The sequence below is a fragment of the Maribacter halichondriae genome (genome assembly GCF_027474825.1).
Taxonomy (GTDB): Bacteria; Bacteroidota; Bacteroidia; order Flavobacteriales; family Flavobacteriaceae; genus Meishania; species Meishania halichondriae.
The window spans coordinates 1,249,276-1,267,459 of the sequence record NZ_CP107030.1; the positions used below are offsets into that span (position 1 = coordinate 1,249,276).

Annotated in this window: 15 protein-coding genes and 2 pseudogenes; 4 read left to right on the forward strand and 13 right to left on the reverse strand. The window is 41.4% G+C overall.

What is annotated here, in order from left to right; all coding sequences use genetic code 11:
- Position 1: 1 nt before the first annotated feature.
- From argB to argH, 3 genes and pseudogenes are all read left to right on the forward strand, one after another.
- On the forward strand, positions 2 to 781 hold the full coding sequence (gene argB / locus N8A86_RS05745; RefSeq protein WP_273568179.1) for an acetylglutamate kinase: 780 nt from the start codon (positions 2 to 4) through the stop codon (positions 779 to 781).
- Positions 782 to 783: 2 nt separating this feature from the next.
- Positions 784 to 1,847: pseudogene (locus N8A86_RS05750) on the forward strand (M20 family metallo-hydrolase).
- Positions 1,848 to 2,072: 225 nt separating this feature from the next.
- Positions 2,073 to 3,353, forward strand: a complete 1,281-nt coding sequence (gene argH / locus N8A86_RS05755; protein ID WP_273568180.1) for an argininosuccinate lyase — start codon at positions 2,073 to 2,075, stop codon at positions 3,351 to 3,353.
- Here argH and N8A86_RS05760 read toward each other — a convergent pair.
- Genes N8A86_RS05760 through N8A86_RS05780 form a run of 5 tightly spaced genes read right to left on the reverse strand, consistent with a single transcriptional unit; the run spans position 3,346 to position 8,169 of the window.
- A complete protein-coding gene (locus N8A86_RS05760; protein WP_273568181.1) occupies positions 3,346 to 4,188 on the reverse strand; it encodes a pseudouridine synthase in 843 nt (280 codons plus the stop codon). The genes argH and N8A86_RS05760 overlap by 8 nt on opposite strands.
- Before the next feature lie 26 nt (positions 4,189 to 4,214).
- The gene (locus N8A86_RS05765) at positions 4,215 to 5,165 is read right to left on the reverse strand and encodes a carbon-nitrogen hydrolase family protein (RefSeq protein ID WP_273568182.1); all 951 of its coding nucleotides are present in this window, start codon (positions 5,163 to 5,165) and stop codon (positions 4,215 to 4,217) included.
- Positions 5,150 to 6,070 carry a geranylgeranylglycerol-phosphate geranylgeranyltransferase gene (locus N8A86_RS05770; protein WP_273568183.1) on the reverse strand — a complete coding sequence of 307 codons (921 nt, stop codon included), beginning with the start codon at positions 6,068 to 6,070 and terminating at the stop codon, positions 5,150 to 5,152. The genes N8A86_RS05765 and N8A86_RS05770 overlap by 16 nt, the downstream gene beginning before the upstream one ends.
- Positions 6,071 to 6,087: 17 nt before the next feature.
- On the reverse strand, positions 6,088 to 7,026 hold the full coding sequence (locus N8A86_RS05775) for a mevalonate kinase family protein (RefSeq protein WP_273568184.1): 939 nt from the start codon (positions 7,024 to 7,026) through the stop codon (positions 6,088 to 6,090).
- A 60-nt stretch (positions 7,027 to 7,086) separates the two neighbouring features.
- Positions 7,087 to 8,169: a diphosphomevalonate decarboxylase gene (locus tag N8A86_RS05780; RefSeq protein ID WP_273568185.1), complete on the reverse strand. Its 1,083-nt coding sequence runs from the start codon at positions 8,167 to 8,169 to the stop codon at positions 7,087 to 7,089.
- A gap of 141 nt (positions 8,170 to 8,310) precedes the next feature.
- Here N8A86_RS05780 and N8A86_RS05785 point away from each other — a divergent pair, with 141 nt between their 5' ends.
- Positions 8,311 to 8,784, forward strand: a complete 474-nt coding sequence (locus N8A86_RS05785) for a TspO/MBR family protein (RefSeq protein ID WP_273568186.1) — start codon at positions 8,311 to 8,313, stop codon at positions 8,782 to 8,784.
- 102 nt (positions 8,785 to 8,886) lie between these two features.
- On the opposite strand, the gene N8A86_RS05790 is transcribed toward N8A86_RS05785, so the two are convergent.
- The 8 genes and pseudogenes from N8A86_RS05790 to N8A86_RS05825 all read right to left on the reverse strand — a co-directional run bounded on the left by N8A86_RS05790 (position 8,887) and on the right by N8A86_RS05825 (position 18,176).
- Positions 8,887 to 9,426: a DUF1697 domain-containing protein gene (locus tag N8A86_RS05790; protein ID WP_273568187.1), complete on the reverse strand. Its 540-nt coding sequence runs from the start codon at positions 9,424 to 9,426 to the stop codon at positions 8,887 to 8,889.
- 54 nt (positions 9,427 to 9,480) lie between these two features.
- Complete coding sequence (locus N8A86_RS05795) at positions 9,481 to 10,809, reverse strand: BaiN/RdsA family NAD(P)/FAD-dependent oxidoreductase (protein WP_273568188.1); 1,329 nt, start codon at positions 10,807 to 10,809, stop codon at positions 9,481 to 9,483.
- On the reverse strand, positions 10,809 to 11,570 hold the full coding sequence (locus N8A86_RS05800) for a glycerophosphodiester phosphodiesterase (protein WP_273568189.1): 762 nt from the start codon (positions 11,568 to 11,570) through the stop codon (positions 10,809 to 10,811). Before N8A86_RS05800 ends, N8A86_RS05795 begins: the two co-directional genes overlap by 1 nt.
- A gap of 5 nt (positions 11,571 to 11,575) precedes the next feature.
- Positions 11,576 to 13,443 (reverse strand): annotated as a pseudogene (locus tag N8A86_RS05805) (alpha-amylase family glycosyl hydrolase).
- Between the two features lie 65 nt (positions 13,444 to 13,508).
- Positions 13,509 to 13,877 carry an endonuclease domain-containing protein gene (locus N8A86_RS05810; RefSeq protein ID WP_273568190.1) on the reverse strand — a complete coding sequence of 123 codons (369 nt, stop codon included), beginning with the start codon at positions 13,875 to 13,877 and terminating at the stop codon, positions 13,509 to 13,511.
- A gap of 245 nt (positions 13,878 to 14,122) precedes the next feature.
- Positions 14,123 to 16,435: a glycoside hydrolase family 65 protein gene (locus tag N8A86_RS05815; protein ID WP_273568191.1), complete on the reverse strand. Its 2,313-nt coding sequence runs from the start codon at positions 16,433 to 16,435 to the stop codon at positions 14,123 to 14,125.
- 38 nt (positions 16,436 to 16,473) lie between these two features.
- On the reverse strand, positions 16,474 to 17,133 hold the full coding sequence (gene pgmB, locus N8A86_RS05820) for a beta-phosphoglucomutase (RefSeq protein ID WP_273568192.1): 660 nt from the start codon (positions 17,131 to 17,133) through the stop codon (positions 16,474 to 16,476).
- Between the two features lie 20 nt (positions 17,134 to 17,153).
- Positions 17,154 to 18,176 (reverse strand): LacI family DNA-binding transcriptional regulator, encoded by a 1,023-nt coding sequence (locus N8A86_RS05825; RefSeq protein WP_273568193.1) that lies wholly within the window; start codon positions 18,174 to 18,176, stop codon positions 17,154 to 17,156.
- Between the last annotated feature and the right edge of the window lie 8 nt (positions 18,177 to 18,184).

The following is an 18,184-nucleotide window of genomic DNA, read 5'->3' on the forward strand; positions in this document are numbered from 1 at the left end:
CATGACAGAAAAATTAGCCATAGTCAAAATTGGCGGAAACGTTATCGAGAACAAAACAGAACTGTCCAAATTTCTACTCCTGTTTTCGAAGATTGACGGAGCTAAAATTCTGGTCCATGGTGGCGGAAAAAAAGCGACAGAGATCTTGAAAAAAATGGGTATTGTTCCCAAAATGGTTGGAGGCCGAAGAATTACGGATGCTGAAAGTTTGGAAGTTGTAGTTATGGTTTATGCCGGATTGACCAACAAAAATATCGTGGCCGAATTGCAGGCAAATAAGTGCAACGCCATTGGTCTCAGCGGAGTTGATGGCAATACGATCCAAGCACATAAACGATTTGTAAAAGACATTGATTATGGATTTGCCGGCGATGTGGATGGCATAAATTCAGAAACGATTTCATCGCTTTTAAATTCTGGCTTGGTTCCGGTATTCTGTGCTTTGACCCATGATGGAAAAGGGCAATTGTTGAATACCAATGCAGATACCATTGCCTCTGAATTGGCAATTGGTATGAGCGAAAACTATGAAACAACCTTGTATTACTGTTTTGAAAGGAAAGGAGTTCTCATGGATATAAATGATGATGAATCCGTAGTGAAGCACATTGATTCGGAGTCCTATAAAAAATTGCTTGACGAAAAAATCATCGCCGACGGAATGCTTCCAAAAATGGAAAATTGCTTCCATGCGTTGAATAAAAACGTAGATAAGGTGTGCATCGGTGATATTTCGATGCTGGATGGAAAATCCGAACTATTCACTACAATAACCTTATGAAGATGAATCAAAAAATGCTTACGGAAAAGGCACTCGAATTACTGAAAAAACTGATCTCGATACAATCATTTTCATCGGAGGAAGATAAGACCGCGGATGCGATAGGCGAATGGTTAACCTCTTTCAACATTCCATTTAAACGGGAACTGAACAATGTATTTGCCGTCAATAAACATTTTGATGAAAGCAAGCCGACCTTATTGTTGAACTCCCATCACGACACGGTGAAACCGAATTCCGCTTATACGAGAGATCCTTTTCATCCGCATATTGAAGATAGAAAATTGTATGGGTTGGGGAGTAACGATGCGGGTGGTGCCTTAGTTTCCTTGTTGGCGACTTTTGTTCATTTTTATGCGGACGCAAATCTAAACCACAACATCTTGATGGTCGCTTCGATGGAAGAGGAAAGTGCCGGCCCCAATAGCCTGCATGGATTGTTGCCAAAACTTCCAAAAATCGATGTCGCCATCGTCGGCGAACCTACTTTATTGGATTTGGCCATTGCCGAAAAAGGGCTGATTGTCTTTGATGCCAAGGTGAAAGGCACCCCTTCACATGCCGCACATCCGAACGAGGATAATTCCATTTACAACATGATAGAAGTATTGGAGTGGTTTAAAAATTATAAGTTCGATAAAGTGTCCGAGGTCTTGGGCGAGGTAAAACTGACCGTAACCCAAATCAATGCAGGAAGTCAGCATAACGTGGTTCCCGCACAGGTCGATTTGGTTATCGATGTGCGGGTCAACGATAAATATACCAATGCCGAAATCGCTGAAATTTTAAAAGGGAAGCACCCTGCGAATTGAAAGAACGATCGTTGCGGTTGAATTCGTCGGCAATCGCAAAAGAGCATCCCTTGGTGCAATCGGGTATTGCTTTGGGCAGAAAAACCTATGGCTCTCCCACCCTTTCGGATCAGGCGGCTTTGACCTGTCAATCTTTGAAATTAGGGCCTGGAGACAGTACCCGCTCACATTCAGCTGATGAGTATATTTATGTGCACGAAATCGAGGAAGGGGTTGATTTGTATATTAAAATTCTAAAGGGTTTTTTGAAATAAGAATGAATTAAAGGCTCCTCCCCTCAGACGAGGGGAGGTGGATTCAATCCGACAGCTGGCGGAGAAGAAGACGGAGGGGTTGAAAGCGCAAGCCATAAGAGATAGTACGGACCTTAAACAGATTGCCGCGCTTTGCTCGCAATGACAACCAACATTAAACAGATTCCCGCCTTTACTGAAACGAGTTCAGCACAGGCTTGGGAATGAAAACTAAAATATTGATTTATGCGACTCTGGGACAAAGGCTTTAGCACCGACAAAAAAATAGACCATTTTACGGTCGGCAATGATCGTGAGCTCGATCTGCACTTGGCAAAATACGATGTCATTGCCTCGAAAGCCCATGCAAACATGTTGGGCAAGATCGGTTTGTTGACGGAAGATGAAACTTCGAGCTTGGTCAACGAATTGGATAACATTGCAAAATCCATCGAAAAAGGCACCTTCACTATAGAAGATTCTTTTGAGGACATGCACTCCAAAATCGAATATTTACTCACGGAAAAGTTGGGTGATACAGGAAAGAAAATCCATACAGCACGATCAAGAAACGATCAGGTTTTGGTGGCAATGCATCTGTATTTAAAGGATGAACTGACGGAAATAAAATCAGCAACCAAAACCTTGTTCAATTTGCTATTGGATTTAGCGGAAAAACACATGGACATTTTATTACCCGGCTATACCCATTTGCAGATTGCCATGCCTTCCTCCTTCGGATTGTGGTTCTCGGCCTATGCCGAAAGTCTGATCGATGACCTTATTTTTATTAATGCGGCCTATAAAGTAGCGGATCAAAATCCCCTTGGGAGTGCTGCGGGCTATGGAAGTTCTTTTCCGATAGACAGAAGCTTTACCACTAAAGAAATGGAATTCGAGACCCTAAAATACAACGTGGTCGCCGCTCAAATGGGGCGCGGGAAAGTGGAAAATGCCACCGCATTCGGAATGGCAAGTATCGCCGCTACGCTATCAAAACTGGCCATGGATATCTGCCTGTACATGAGCCAGAATTTTGATTTTATCTCCTTTCCTGATGAACTGACGACCGGGTCGAGTATTATGCCCCATAAAAAGAATCCCGATGTGTTTGAACTGGTAAGGGCAAAATGCAACAAGCTACAAGCCGTACCCAATCAATTGACTTTGGTCATTAACAATCTACCTTCCGGCTATCATCGTGATCTCCAATTGGTCAAGGAAATAATCGTTCCCTCGATTCAGGATATGAGGGCCTGTTTGGAAATTTTGACGTTTTCCCTGAAGGAAATCCGTGTTAACAAAAATATTTTGGATGACCCCAAATACGATTACCTCTTCAGTGTCGATACGCTAAACGAACGGGTTTTATCTGGAATGCCCTTTCGGGATGCCTACAAAAAAATGGGACAAGAAATTCAAGAAGGTACATTTGAACCGAAGCGAGATATTTCTCACTCCCACGAAGGCAGTTTGGGAAATTTGTGTTTGGAAGAGATTAGAGAGAAGATGAATAAGACTATTTAATCATCCCCAAATTAATAATCTCTTGTTCGGTCAAATACCGCCAATGCCCACGGGGAAGGTCTTTCTTGGTTAGCCCCGCATAAACAACACGGTCGATTTTGACCACTTCATATTCCAAATACTCAAACAGGCGTTCTATAATTTTGTGCTTGGTACTGTAAATTTCTATCCCTACCTCACGTTTCGGGGCATCATTGAGGAAACTGATTTCCTGAATACGTACCGGTTTCTCATCCAAGGTAATCCCTTCCTGGATTTTTTTTAGGTCGGCACTTCGTAAATCTTTGTTCAACTCGACATGATAGATTTTTCGAAGTCCGTTTTTCGGACTTTTCAACCGTTTGGTCAAATCGCCATCGTTGGTGAACAACAACAAACCAGTAGCGTCCTTGTCCATTTTATCTATGGGAAGCAGCGGAGTTTTCGAGGCATTTGAAATCAGACCGGAGACATTTCTACGCCCTTTTTCATCACGAACGGTTGTAGCAAAGTCCTTTGGTTTGTTGAGCAGTACATATTCTTTTTTGACAGGGTTCAGCAAACGCCCGTCGAACTTGATCTCGTCGGTCAACTTTACCTTATAACCCATTTCGGTGATGGGCTTGCCGTTTACGGTCACATTTCCTGCAGCAATGTAGATATCGGCGTCCCGGCGTGAACAGACTCCTGAATTGGCCACATATTTGTTCAGACGAATCAATTCAGGATTGGAAGTCTGCTGATTTTCCGTTCTTTTTTTTATGGGTGCGTTGCCTCGGGCGTAGCTCTTTTTGCGATAGGTACCGCCTTGTCTTCCTGATTTCTTACCATCACGACTTGAATCCTGCCTGCTCATAACCCTTTGTTTTTGCAAAGATACCCTTAATCTTCAAACTCCACGGTAGTTTGCCGCTCTCGATTCACGAGTAACTTGGTCACATCAGGTCTGGAATAATGCCCCACAGGGTCAAAATTCTGTCTTTCCTCGTATACAAGATTGAAGTCTAAAGTCTTATAAATCAGTTCTTCTTTGTATAATACTGGTTCTATGATCCACTCCCCGTCAGGACCTGCGATACAGGAACCTCCATTAGCTAGAACATCAGGTGCTTGTTCGAGAATCTTATCCAGGTGTGGCGTGCTTTTCGGAAAATCTTCTTTCTTCATCAACGAGGAAACCGAAATCACATAGCTTCGTGACTCTCTGGCAATAAAACGGGTAATGTCTTTTGTGTTATGCTCGCTTCCGGGCCAGACCGCTATATGTAGATTTTCACCTTGACCGTATAGTGCCGTTCGAGGTAGCGGCATCCAATTCTCCCAACAATTGAGTCCGCCTACGGTAAACTGTTTCAGTGGATGTACTTGCAATCCGTTTCCATCGCCGGGCGCCCATGTCAGTCGTTCATCATAGGTTGGCTGTAGTTTTCTGTGAACGGATTTTATCTCTCCCTTTTCATCAACATAAACCAATGAGGCATAGAGACTGTGGCCGCCCCGATTCTTGGCACGCTCCATTATTCCTAAATAAATCGCAATCTTATGTTCCTTGGCTAGTTCGCAAATCGAGTCAAGCTCTCCGGCCTCTATCTGAATGGAATTTCTAACATAGTGCGCGTGAATTTCCTTGTTGATCTTTAAATCCCATTTTGCGCCGTCGGTCAAAGCCAACCAAAATGGATATCCAGGCAAAAGGGCTTCCCCAAATACGATCAATTCGGTTTTTTCTTTTGCAGCTTCTCGAATGGTATTCTCAATTTTTTTAGTTGTGGCAGTTTTATCCAACCAAACGGGAGCGATTTGGGCAAGTGCAACTTTTAAATGATGTTCCATTGTCGGAATCGATTTAGTATCAAATCTACGTCGATCAACAAAATACTGAATACCCCGACGATGATGATAAATTTCAAAATATTATGCAATAGTACGTAGTCCTTTTTAGATGTTGACCTCCAAAGTAAAACAAGGGAAATCAATAATAGAACATTACATCCTATAAAATAAAGATACATGTGCCCCACATCAAAATTGACAATCAATAACAACGAAGGGAGCAAGGTCAAGAGAATCAACAGGGTAATACCGATCTTTGAGGTACGAGCCCCATAAATAATAGGGATAGTTCTATAATTCTGGGCCATGTCGCCTGTCAAATTTTCAAGGTCCTTGATCATTTCACGGACCAATATCAGCAAAAACAGAAAAATCGCATGTACGAAGATGACCGTCTCGAAATTTTTATAATATACGAACACAGCAAAGAAAGGAGAAATGGCCAAAGTCGCGGATACAAAATTGCCCAAGAAGGGTACGCGTTTCAGCTTATGGGAATAGAACCAAATACCGAAGATGTATGCCGAAAAGAAAAGTACGGCCCTAAAGGACACATAGCTTGCCGCAAAAACCGCTAAAAAGTTCAGCACGAAATACGTGGTCAATTTAAAACGTTGGCTGACCAATCGGTCAAGCATGCTTTTGCGAGGTTTGTTTATCAGGTCTTTTTCAGCATCGTAAAAATTATTGATAATATATCCACTGGCAATGACCAACGCCGAAGCCAAAACAATAATAAAAAGATTAAGATCGAAAACGACCTTTCGTAAGGGCAAGTCGGGAGAAAGTATATAAATCGAGGCCAGATACTGGGCCAAGGCAATCATTAAAATATTATAACCACGCACCACGGAAAAAAGGCTCAACAACTTTAGAAGCAAGAGCTTGTTTTTTCTGCTCAACATGTTTTCTGAGAATTGTACTAGAAATTATAGACCACCTCTAGTTTATAATCTTTCAATGTCTTTTTAGCCTTATCGATATCTTGGGTAAACCCTAGAATATAACCTCCTCCGCCAGAACCGCACAGTTTTAGGTAGTATTCGTTCGTATCGATACCCTGTTGCCAAAGCTGGTGGAATTTTTCAGGAATCATGGGCTTAAAATTGTCGAGCACCACATGTGACAATTGTTTTAGGTTGCCAAAAAGTGATTTCACGTTTCCGTTTACAAAATCTTCGACACAGGCATCGGTATGTTTTATAAACTGGTTCTTCAACATATTTCGGAAACCTTCATGCTTCATTTTTTCCATAAATAGCTGTACCATCGGTGCTGTCTCACCGGTCGAGCCACTATCCAATAAGAAAACCGCTCCCTTGCCTTCGGTATTTTGTGAAGGAATACTTGTCGATTCAATATTGTCTTTAGAATTGATTAAGATAGGAAGGCTCAAGTAGCTGTTCAAAGGATCCAAACCCGATGATTTTCCGTGGAAAAAGGATTCCATTTTTCCGAAAATCGCTTTTAGTTTTAATAGCTTTTCGCGCGTAAGGTTTTCAAGTACCGTTATTTTATCTAAAGCATATTTGTCATAGATAGCCGCAACCAAAGCGCCACTACTTCCTACTCCATAACCTTGTGGAATGGAACTGTCAAAATACATCCCCGAATCAACATCTTTTTTCAATGCTTTAAAATCAAAAGAAACCAACTCAGGACTATTCTTTTGTATCATCTCCAAATAGCTCACGAACTCGCGTAAGCCACTGTTCGACTTTTTCGCGGTTTCAGAACCGATATCATCGGTCTTCAGCGCACCCTTAAAAAAATTATAGGGAATCGATAAACCTTTGGAATCTTTGATAATTCCGTATTCTCCGAAAAGAAGGATTTTTGAATAAAATAGGGGTCCTTTCATAATTATTTGATCTGGGACATTCTAGTTAACGTCGTATATACGTAGAAATTGATTAAAAAGTTACATTTTTTTTGCACCAAATCCAATTCTATCGCAAATATACTGTCCGTTTTGGCAATGTGCAACCAACTCATCTTGAATAAATTGGTATACCTCATCCCTTTCGCTTTCGGGGTAAAGCACGTGAACGTTGGCCCCAGCATCTAAAGTGAAGCAGACATGTGTTTTCGAATGTTCCCTAAAAGCCCATATTTTATTGATGATTTCAAGAGTATTCGGCTTCATGAGAATAAAATAAGGATGGCTTGTCAGCATCATGGCGTGTAACGTTAGCGCCTCACTTTCAACAATTTTAATAAAATCCTCAAGGTTTCCCGAGGCGAAAATCGATTTTAATTTGGTCAGATTTTTATGCGCTTGGTCGAACCGTCTTTCGGCGAAAGGGTGGTCGTGCATCAAATCATGCCCCAAAGTACTGCTTACTTGCTTTTGACCTTTGTCCACCAAAAGAATTGTGTCGTGAAATTTCTTAAAAACGGAATGCACTTTATAGGGATATTTAATTCCGTATAAATCAGAACTTCCAGCGGTTTCTTCATGGTCGCCCCATTGCACCAAGCTGCCCTCGATACTTCTCGCTGCACTACCCGACCCCAATCGTGCCAGAAAAGAAGCTTTTCGGTTGAAAAAATCTTCGCTCATTTTAGGATTCAGTTGTTTTTCGACATCCATTAGACATAGGGCCAAGGCACTCATAGCGGATGCCGAGGAGGCAATGCCACTACTATGCGGAAACGAGTTGGATGATTCGATTTTCAAATCATACGATTTCAAAAAGGGCAAATACTTTTCTACCCTATCGAAAAAGGTCGCAATTTTGGGCTTAAAATCATCCTTTGATTTTCCTTCGAACCAAAAATCAAAAGAAAATGAATCGGTACGGGTCTCTTTTTTCTTAAAGCTCAAAATGGTCTTCGTGGCACAGGCATCCAACGTAAAACTGACCGAAGGGTTGGCGGGAATCTGGTTTTCTTTCTTTCCCCAATATTTGACAAGTGCGATATTGCTGGGAGCCTTCCATGCCACAATGCCCTCATTGATTTCATTGGAATATGTCGAGGGAATAAAGTCTTTTTCCGTCATGAACCGCAGTTTGTGCAAAGATAGTTTTTTAATCATCCAATGCCATTCCCGCTAAGGCGGGAATCTATATAAAGAGAATATTCATTTGTTGATTTCACTATCAAATTATTTGACTATTTTAGGACAAATACTCCAATCATCTTGAAAAAAAAACTGACCTATATCGCCATATCAGTAGGTATTTGCATACTTATCGGATTCTTGTCAAGTTTCGCCACCCAAAGCTCGGTCAACGATTGGTATCTGGGTCTGAATAAACCCAGTTTTAATCCGCCAAACTGGCTTTTTGCACCGGTGTGGACGGTACTGTATGTTATGATAGGGGTCGCGGCCGGTATTGTTTGGGCGAAAGGTTTTTATCATTTATGGGTCAAGACCGCATTGTACCATTATGGTTTTCAACTATTGCTCAACGCTTCTTGGAGCATTGTTTTCTTCGGATTAAAGGAACCTTTTTGGGCGCTACTCATCATAGGAACCCTTCTTGTTTTGGTCATTCTGACCATTCGTTGGTTCAGCGTAGTAAGCAAGCTCGCGGCATACCTTTTGGTGCCCTATCTTCTATGGATATGCTTTGCGACCGTGCTTAATTATAAGATATGGGAGTTGAATTAGGAATGCTGGATGCTGGATGCTGGATGCTGGATGCTGGATGCTGGATGCTGGATGCTGGATGCTGGATGCTAAAAATTACTGTTTACTGCCAACTGGATACTTTTATCCGGCCATTTCCAATAATTTGAGCATAGTCCGGTAGTTTCGGGTAGTGGCAGAAACTTTTAGTTTTCGCTCGATAAGATTGTTACTGAGTTTTGCTTCAGCAGCTCCTTTTAGGCAGTTCAGGTATATACAGTTACCCGTAGCCAAAAATTCCTCGTGGTCGAATTTCTCTTTTTTAAATGCTGCCATCAAATCAGGTGCGGGAGTTTCTTTTAAAATTGCAAAATAAACCTGTTTTTTTTCGATATCGACTTGGTCTGTAAACGGATTTTTCTCAAAAATAGACTTTAGCTCGTCGTACGTTCTTACCAAAACCGGCACATCAAAATCAAAGGTCTTTAGTATTTCTTTCTGAATCATCTGCTCTAAGACATGCAAAAATTTTTCACTGCTGCCAAAGACAATATTACCGCTTTGAATATAAGTCTCGACCTTTTTAAAGTCAAGTTCTTCGAGCATGGTCCGCAAATCGGCCATTTTTATTTTCTTATGGCCGCTCACGTTTATACCTCGAAGAAGGGCGATATATGTTTTCATATGGTTTTCAGGTTTCAGGTTTCAGGTTTCAGGTTTCAGGTTTCAGGTTTCAAATTATGAACTTGAAACAAGAAACAACAGAAACTTAAAACTATTTTCTTGAACAATTCCCTTGGCCGCTATAAACCCTGTAGTCCATGCATTTTGAAAATTGAAACCGCCCGTAATGGCATCTACATTGATCACCTCTCCTGCAAAATAAAGACCGGGCAATACCTTGCTTTGCATCGTCTTAAAATTGATTTCCTTTAAATCGACCCCACCGGCCGTTACGAATTCTTCCTTAAAAGTACTTTTTCCATCTACCCGAAACTCGCCTTGGGTAAGTTGTTCAGATAAGTTTTGAAGCTGAACTTTTGTAACATCGGCCCATTTCAAGTCGCTATCGATATCTGAAGCCCTTACCAAATTTGTCCATAGACGTCTCGGAATATCCAGGGCTTTTGTTCTCAAAACGGTTTTCTTGGCTTCAACATCTTTTATTTCCATCAAATAGGGAAGTACAGCACCTTCATGAAATTGCGGAACCCAATTCACCCGTATAGTGAATTTATACTTGAAATCGCCCAACAATTTGGCACCCCAAGCAGATAGTTTTAGAATCGCCGGTCCACTTAGTCCCCAGTGGGTCACCAAAATCGGACCCTCTGATTCGAGCAGCGATTCGGCAGCCACCTCGCTCCGCAGTTTTATGGTAATCTTGGGGTTAAAGATTTTTTTGGCCAATATTTGAACCTTTGCATGGGTACTCAGTCCCTGGATACCCGCTATACGCTCATCACCAATATTAAATGTAAAAAGTGATGGAACGGCCGGTTCGATGGTATGGCCCAACCTTTCGAGAATTTTCCAAATTTTCGAACTGCTACCAGAGGCAATCAACAATTTTTTAGAAGTGTAGTCACTTTTGATGGACGTCACTTTCCAGCCTTCAATGACCTTCGCTTTTTTTTCGGAAACAATGGGCTCAAAATCAATCACCGAGCTATGCTTCAATATCTTTATTCCCAACTGTTCAGCTTGCTTTAAAAACAAATCGATGATTGTACCAGAGCTGTTCGATGTTGGAAACATACGCCCATCTTCTTCTATTTTCAAAGGAACACCACGTTCTTCAAAAAAAGCTACGGTATCGCCGGTGCAATAGGTATGAAAAGGACCTAGGAGTTCTTTTTCTCCCCTAGGATAATTTTTGACCAATTCGGCCGGGTCGAACTCGGCATGGGTTACATTGCATCGTCCGCCACCGGAAACTTTAACTTTCGAAAGTACTTCCTTGCCTCGCTCAAGGATAGCTATTTTCAATTTAGGCTTAGCTTCGGCAATATGTATCGCTGCATAAAAACCTGCCGCACCTCCGCCAATGATAAGAACGTCGAACATTATTTGACACGTTCAGGAAAGTTGGTGATGATACCATCTACCTTTAATTTTTTCATCGCATCAATATCTTTAGAATCATTGACCGTCCATGTATAGATTTTAAATCCGGATTTCTTGATGGTGTCAGCGATTACTTGATCAAGTTTATTATAACTTGGATTAATGGCTTCTGCATTGAGTTCCTTCGCAATCGGAAGAGCCTCTAAAGGGTCACCTTCTGTTAAGATGGCAATGGGCATATCTTCGTTCAATTCGCGCATTGCCTTGAGCTCATCCCAATTAAAACTTGAAATCAAGAAGTTTTCCAACGTCCACCCTTTATCTTTGATATAATACTCGGTAATGAAATTTACGCGATCTGCGGTATTCGCTCCTTTTAATTCTATGTTAAGACGTACTTTATTATCGATAAGTTTCAGAACATCCTGCAACATTGGAATTCTGTGATTCCCATCCAACATTACCTTTTTAAGATCGGTAATATTGTACTCCTCGATATTGCCTCCGGCATTTGAAATACGCTCAAGTCGCTCGTCATGAAAGACTACTATTTCTCCACTCTTGATCTTAAAAACATCGATTTCTATCATATCGACACCTAAATCCATGGCCTTTTGGATGGATGCCAAGGTATTCTCTGTCTCATGCCCCATAGCGCCTCGATGGCCGATTACCAGTGGTCCGTTCATTGTACAGCTTGATACTATTAGTAGTGCAAAAGTGACAAGAATAAATCGCATTTTCATTCTAAAAGAGTTCATTAGGTCTATTTTACCGCAAAAATAAAAGATTCCAGCGGATTTAAACGAATCTCGATCTTTCCTATTCCGTTGTCAACTTCCAATGTGTTCATAGATTCATAGAGCATATCTTTCAATTCATACTTTCCCGGACCCAGTTTCCATTCATCAATAATCTCTTTTGGAATTTTGAGTTGAAATGAATAGGTCTTATCAGAATCAAAATTGGAGATTACAACTAGTTTTTCATTCTTCGACCAACGCACAAATGACAAAACCCTGTGGTCATAGTTTTCGGTATTCTCCCTATTATAATAATGAATATCACTATACTCGCCCATCAAGGCACTACTGTTTATCGTAACATTCAAAAGACGCTTGTAAAAATCACGAAGGTCTTTTTCTTCTTTGGATAATTGTCCTCCGTCAAATTTCCTATCATTCACCCAACGTTGGTATGTTGGAACACCTATATAATCGAAAATTGATGTTCGGGTCGGACTTCCGAATCCCGCCTGTTCTTCGGCGGGCTCTCCAACTTCTTGCCCGAAATAAATCATGGTAGGCGAGGTGCTCAAGGTCGCAGAAACCACCATGGCCGGTTTTCCTTTTTGGGCATCCCCGGCAAAATCAGGACTTGCGATTCGTTGCTCGTCATGATTTTCCAAAAAATGTAACATTTGATGTTCTATATCTTGAAGACCTTCCTGCACTTTAGGAATATGATCCGTCCAACCATGACCTTGCATGATGTGTTTTAGACTATCGTACAGTTCCACCTTGTCGTAGAGATAGTCCATTTTTCCTTTATGGATATAATCTCTATACAATCCCGGGTTATAGACCTCTGCCAAAAGAAAAGCATCCGGGTTATTCATTTTGATATGGGAGTTCATATAGCTCCAAAATTCTACGGGAACCATTTCGGCCATATCGAACCGGAAACCGTCGACTCCCATTTCAAGCCAATACAGAGCGATATCCTTAAATTTTTTCCAAGAACCAGGTACATCTTTATCGGACCAAAATGCAAAATGCTTTTTATAATCCAGCGTATCGGAACCTTCTGGAAGCACATCGAAATCATAAGAACCATCGGGCCGCACCCCATAATTTATTTTTACCGTTTCGTACCAATCGTTCATATCGGGGTGGGGCGAACGCGAGCCATTGCCCGTCCATTTCGCGGGAACTTCTTTAAATCTTCCATCTGCCAAAGGGAGCGGCTCTCCGCCCAAGGGCTGGTATCCATTTTGCCATTCCGGTACTTGAAATTCGCTATCGGGAACATAATAAAAATCATTATCCCTTTTATATTCAACGGTAGTATCGTCGTTCGCTCCAAACGGCTCGGAACCCTTGGGTGTCGATTTACCTTCATAATTTCGAGCAACGTGGTTCGGGACGATATCAATCAGTAATTTCAGGCCTGCCTTATGCGTTCTGTCAATCAATGCTTTGAACTCTTCCAATCGTTTGAACGGATCCTCGGCCAAATCAGGATTCACGTTATAATAATCCTTCACCGCATAAGGCGAACCTGCCCGACCCTTGACAACATCTGGGTCATCGTTGGTAATATCATAATCTGAATAATCGGTTACCAAAGCATGATGTGGCACCCCGGTATACCAAATGTGGGTAACGCCTAAATTCTTAATTTCTTGAAGTGCCTTTTCGGTAAAATCGGAAAACTTGCCGACACCATTTTCTTCTAAAGTGCCCCAAGGTTTATTATTGGCACTGGTATTTCCGAAAAGACGGGTAAAAACTTGGTAGATGACTTGTTTTTTTTGATTTTTGAATCAGTATCCATAGGGGTAGAAGGTTCTTTTTTTGATTGACAGCCAAATGTGAGAATCAGTATAATGAACGCCAAGCTGGTCTTTATCATTTTTTTGGCTAATTTATTATTTATCAAGCTTCCCTCTTAAGGAAAAGGGGGAAACCTTTTCATAGCTAGTTTGCACTAAAATTCTCTTTTATTTCCATCAGGACTGCACTCACATTCTCAAAAACCATTTTGTTTTCAAATCTGATGACCTTGTAGCCCATTCTTTCAAAATAACATGTCCTTTTTGCGTCGTATTCCTCTGCATTCGGGTTTTGATGTCCATCTCCGTCCAATTCAATAATCAATTTTTCAGAGGCACAATAAAAATCTACTATATAGTTGCCAATACTGTGTTGCTTTGTAAATCTTTTGCTCTGGAATTTTCTAGCTTTTAATTGCTTCCAAAGAAATGCTTCTGCAGGTGTTAAATGGGACCTTAATTCTTTGCGAAACACGGCAAGTTCTTTTCTAGTATGCAACGGAGACCTTTTCATGTACACTTTATCTTTTTAAAGGCTCCCCTCTTTAGAAAAAGAGGGGAAATTCAGCTTTGCTGAATGGGGAGTTTGACCCGCAAACTTGCTCACGTACCCATATTCACATAAAAATCAGGTATGAGATAAACTGAGTAACGATATGTTAGTTACTTACGGGTCAAACCCTCCGTCTTCGCTAAAGCGAATCCACCTCCCTTCTTCTGAAGGGAGGAGTTTTTTTATCCCTCCAAAGAACTCAGATATCAATTTTTTACCTCCGTTACCTCCCCGGGGGTTATGGCTGCTCGCCTTCCGTTGACCCTAATAGAAACATCTTCCTTTCCGTCCAATTCAAATTGGGTTTCGGTCTTGGTTACGGTGATTTTTAAAATTCGCTTCCTGAAATTGATCTTAAATGAATAGCCTTTCCATTGCTTAGGAATTCTGGGTGTGAAAGATAATTTATCATCAACGACACGCATTCCGGCAAAACCTTCTACAATACTCATCCAGGTACCGGCCATTGAGGTGATGTGCAATCCTTCTTCCACTTCTTTATTATAGTCATCCAAATCCAACCGTGAGGTTCGAAGGTAAAATTGATAGGCCTGCTCCATGCGGTTCAATTTGGCCGCTTGAATACTATGAACACAGGGCGACAATGATGATTCGTGAACTGTAAATGGTTCATAGAAATCAAAATGTCGTTCCAAGTCACCCAAGGTAAAATCGGATTCGAAGAGGTAAAACCCTTGAAGTGTGTCTGCTTGTTTTATGTACGGTGATCTCAAAATACGGTCCCAACTCCATTTTTGGTTGATCGGGCGCTGTGATTTTGGAAGGTCGGCGACGGTAATCAATTCCTTGTCCAAAAACCCGTCTTGCTGCAGAAAGATATCATGCTCTTCGGAACGTGGGAAATACATATTCTTCGCCACTCTTTTCCACCCATCCATCTCTTTTTCGGTCAACTTTGTCAAACCAATGACACGGTCATAATCATCGCGATAGCCATCCTTCACTTTTTGTAACTGCTCCAAGGTGTAATTGATACACCATTTGGCCAAATAGTTTGTATACCAATTGTTGTTGACATTGTTCTCATACTCATTGGGACCAGTTACCCCGAGAATTACATACTTCTTCTTTTGCTCGGAAAAAGTGGCGCGTTGGTGCCAGAATTTTGAAATTCCGATCAGCACTTCAAGCCCCATTTCGGGGATATAGGTATAATCGCCCGTAAAACGATAATAATTATAAATCGCGAACGCGATAGCCCCGTTTCGATGGATTTCCTCAAAAGTAATCTCCCATTCATTATGACATTCCTCACCGTTCATGGTCACCATGGGGTACAAGGCGGCACCGTTTGAAAAACCAAGCTTTTTGGCATTTTCGATGGCCTTTTCAAGATGGTTAAAACGGTATTTTAAAAGATTTCGGGCAACCTTTTGGTCTTTGGTAGCCATATAAAAGGGAATACAATAGGCTTCAGTATCCCAATAGGTGCTTCCACCATATTTCTCTCCTGTAAAGCCTTTTGGGCCAATGTTCAGACGAGAATCCCTTCCTAAATAGGTTTGATTCAAGTGGAAGATATTAAAGCGGATACCCTGTTGTGCCTTAATATCACCGTCGATGGTTATATCGCTCATTTCCCAAATCTTGGCCCACGATGCTTTTTGTTTTTCCAAAAGCGCATCGAAACCTAAGTCAGTCGCTTTATTCAATGCTTTTTTAGCGGCATCGACCAACTCGGAAGCCTTATGATTCCTGGAAACCGTATATCCGCCAAATTTATGAAGTGAAAGGGTCTCCCCTTTTTTTACTTTTTGGGTGTATTCATGCCCTACCCACATTTCTTTTTTCGTCGAGGATGGTTTTTTGGAAATCTGTTTGCCATCAAGAAACAGCTGTGATTCCATAAAGGTGCAGGTTGCAAAATTGGTCTTCATCGTATGGGCTTCGATAAAAGCCTGACTGCGCTCGGATATTACATTTGTGGTGTTCCAGAATTTATCGTCCCAGTTGGTATCATGATTTTTTATACTACTATCCAAATACGGATTGAAGCTGATCTCGACCTCGGCGTCAAGCACTGTAATCGCGTAGTTAATGGCCCCAACCTCATCAATATCCAGACTTAGAAACCGTGTTATAATAACCTCTAGTTTTATGTCGTTGGAAGTTACCGCCTTAAACTTTCTTTGGTACAACCCTTCTTTCATATTCAGTTCACGGCAAAAACCCGAAACCTTTTTACAGGTGTTCAAATCCAGCGGTTCACCATCTATGGAAATATCAATTCCGATCCAATTGGGAGCGTTCAGCACCTTGGCGAAATATTCGGGATAACCGTTCTTCCACCAACCTACTCTAGTTTTATCGGGATAGTATACTCCTGCTATATAACTTCCCTGAAATGTCGGTCCGGAATAATGTTCTTCAAAGTTGGCACGTTGGCCCATAGCGCCATTGCCGATACTGAAAAGACTTTCGGAAGATTTTACCATTTCTTTGTCGAAGCCCTCTTCGATGATGGACCATGGGTCGGATAGAATGTAGTCTTGGTTCATGTTTTAGGTAATTATGATAAAAGTTGTTCGCTGTTCTGCTACTCTTGGCTAATCAATTTATCTAAAAAATCCAGATTAATTTCGGTAAAATCGATAAAATTAAATTTTGCTTCAGTAAGTACCGAAGGTTCTCCGATTCCAATGCTGGTCATTCCCGCGTTGTTTGCCGCCTCGATACCGGCCAGTGCATCTTCGAAAACCACACAGTTTTCTGGGGGCACACCTAGATTTTCTGCGGCAATGAGAAATACTTCGGGGTCGGGCTTTGCCTTTGTTACGCTGTTACCGTCAACCAAAGTTTCAAAATACGATAATAAGTTCACCTTCTCCAAAATTGGTCTTGCATTTTTACTGGCCGAACCAAGTGCCATTGGTATTTTATTTTCCCTAAGATATTTCAAGACCTTAGGCACATCGGGCAAAATCTCAGACTCGTCCATTTTAGTTATATATGATAGATAATCCTCATTTTTTTCTTTGAGCCATGTATCGATTTGTTCTTGAGAAGCCTCAATACTTCCCATTTCAAGCAAAATTTCGAGACACCGCTTCCGGCTTACGCCCTTAAACCGTTCGTTATCCTGCTCTGTAAATTCGATACCCAGTTCATCGGCCAAGTTTTTCCAGGCCAAATAATGATATTTCGCGGTGTCGACGATGACGCCGTCCAAATCGAATATAACTCCGGTTTTTTTCATGTTTTGCTAGGGGTGTGAAATTAGTTTATGGTAGATTGCCGTTCAATGATGGTGGCCTCTGTGACCTCCGTACGATATGTTTGATTCACATCGTATTCATTCTCGACCTTTTCGATGAGCATTTTAGCGGCAACTTCCCCCATACGGTCTCCATGCTGAGCAACCGTGGTCAAAGTGGGTCTGGAATATTTGGAGAGTATGCCATCTGTAAAACCGATAAAGGCAATATCTTGGGGCACTCGAAGTCCCTTTTCCTGGACAACTCCCATACATATTACCGCAAACAACTCATTTACGCACAAAGCCGCGTCCACCTCGTTTTGGTCGAAAAAATTATGAATTGGCGTTTCATCGATTTCTTTATAGGGCAATGTAAGAATCAGGTTTTCATTCACTTTGATTCCGTTATTTTCTAAGGCTTTTCGATATCCTTCAGCCCTTTTGACACTCACGTTAAAATAGTTTTCAGTAGTAATCAATGCAATACGTTTTCTTCCCTGAGCAATTAGTTTTAAAACGGCTTGATATGCTATTTCCAAATCGTTCAAAACAACTTTGTCACAATCGACTTCGTCGGTAACCCTATCAAAAAGAACCAGAGGTATACCCTGATCCATAACTTCGTGAATATGTCGAAAGTCGTTTTTCTGCTCCGTTTCACCCGATAGCGACATGATAAAGCCATCGACGCTTCCATTGGCCAATAACTCCATGTTGAGAACCTCTTTATCAAACGATTCGTCCGAAACACAAACAATCACATTGTACCCTTGGGTATTGGCATATTTCTCGATTCCTCGAAATACGGTCATAAAAAAATGATGGACTATTTCAGGTATGATAACCCCGATATTCTTGGTCTGCTTGTTTTTAAGGCTGATTGCAATGTTGTTGGGCTTATAATTGTAGAGTTTGGCAAAGGCCTGCACTTTTTCCTTGGTGTCCCTTCCTATTTCGTCACTATTCTTCAGCGCTTTCGAAACGGTAGAAATAGAAACCTCAAGTTCGCGGGCAATATCTTTTAATGTGATTTTCTTTCTCAATGCTTACT

Bases quoted from the DNA above. Each gene is read 5' to 3' on its own strand.
- argB (WP_273568179.1), top strand. From the start codon at position 2: ATGACAGAAAAATTAGCCATAGTCAAAATTGGCGGAAACGTTATCGAG.
- argH (WP_273568180.1), top strand. From the start codon at position 2,073: ATGCGACTCTGGGACAAAGGCTTTAGCACCGACAAAAAAATAGACCAT.
- N8A86_RS05760 (WP_273568181.1), bottom strand. From the start codon at position 4,188: ATGAGCAGGCAGGATTCAAGTCGTGATGGTAAGAAATCAGGAAGACAA.
- N8A86_RS05765 (WP_273568182.1), bottom strand. From the start codon at position 5,165: ATGGAACATCATTTAAAAGTTGCACTTGCCCAAATCGCTCCCGTTTGG.
- N8A86_RS05770 (WP_273568183.1), bottom strand. From the start codon at position 6,070: ATGTTGAGCAGAAAAAACAAGCTCTTGCTTCTAAAGTTGTTGAGCCTT.
- N8A86_RS05775 (WP_273568184.1), bottom strand. From the start codon at position 7,026: ATGAAAGGACCCCTATTTTATTCAAAAATCCTTCTTTTCGGAGAATAC.
- N8A86_RS05780 (WP_273568185.1), bottom strand. From the start codon at position 8,169: ATGACGGAAAAAGACTTTATTCCCTCGACATATTCCAATGAAATCAAT.
- N8A86_RS05790 (WP_273568187.1), bottom strand. From the start codon at position 9,426: ATGAAAACATATATCGCCCTTCTTCGAGGTATAAACGTGAGCGGCCAT.
- N8A86_RS05795 (WP_273568188.1), bottom strand. From the start codon at position 10,809: ATGTTCGACGTTCTTATCATTGGCGGAGGTGCGGCAGGTTTTTATGCA.
- N8A86_RS05800 (WP_273568189.1), bottom strand. From the start codon at position 11,570: ATGAACTCTTTTAGAATGAAAATGCGATTTATTCTTGTCACTTTTGCA.
- N8A86_RS05810 (WP_273568190.1), bottom strand. From the start codon at position 13,877: ATGAAAAGGTCTCCGTTGCATACTAGAAAAGAACTTGCCGTGTTTCGC.
- N8A86_RS05815 (WP_273568191.1), bottom strand. From the start codon at position 16,435: ATGAACCAAGACTACATTCTATCCGACCCATGGTCCATCATCGAAGAG.
- pgmB (WP_273568192.1), bottom strand. From the start codon at position 17,133: ATGAAAAAAACCGGAGTTATATTCGATTTGGACGGCGTCATCGTCGAC.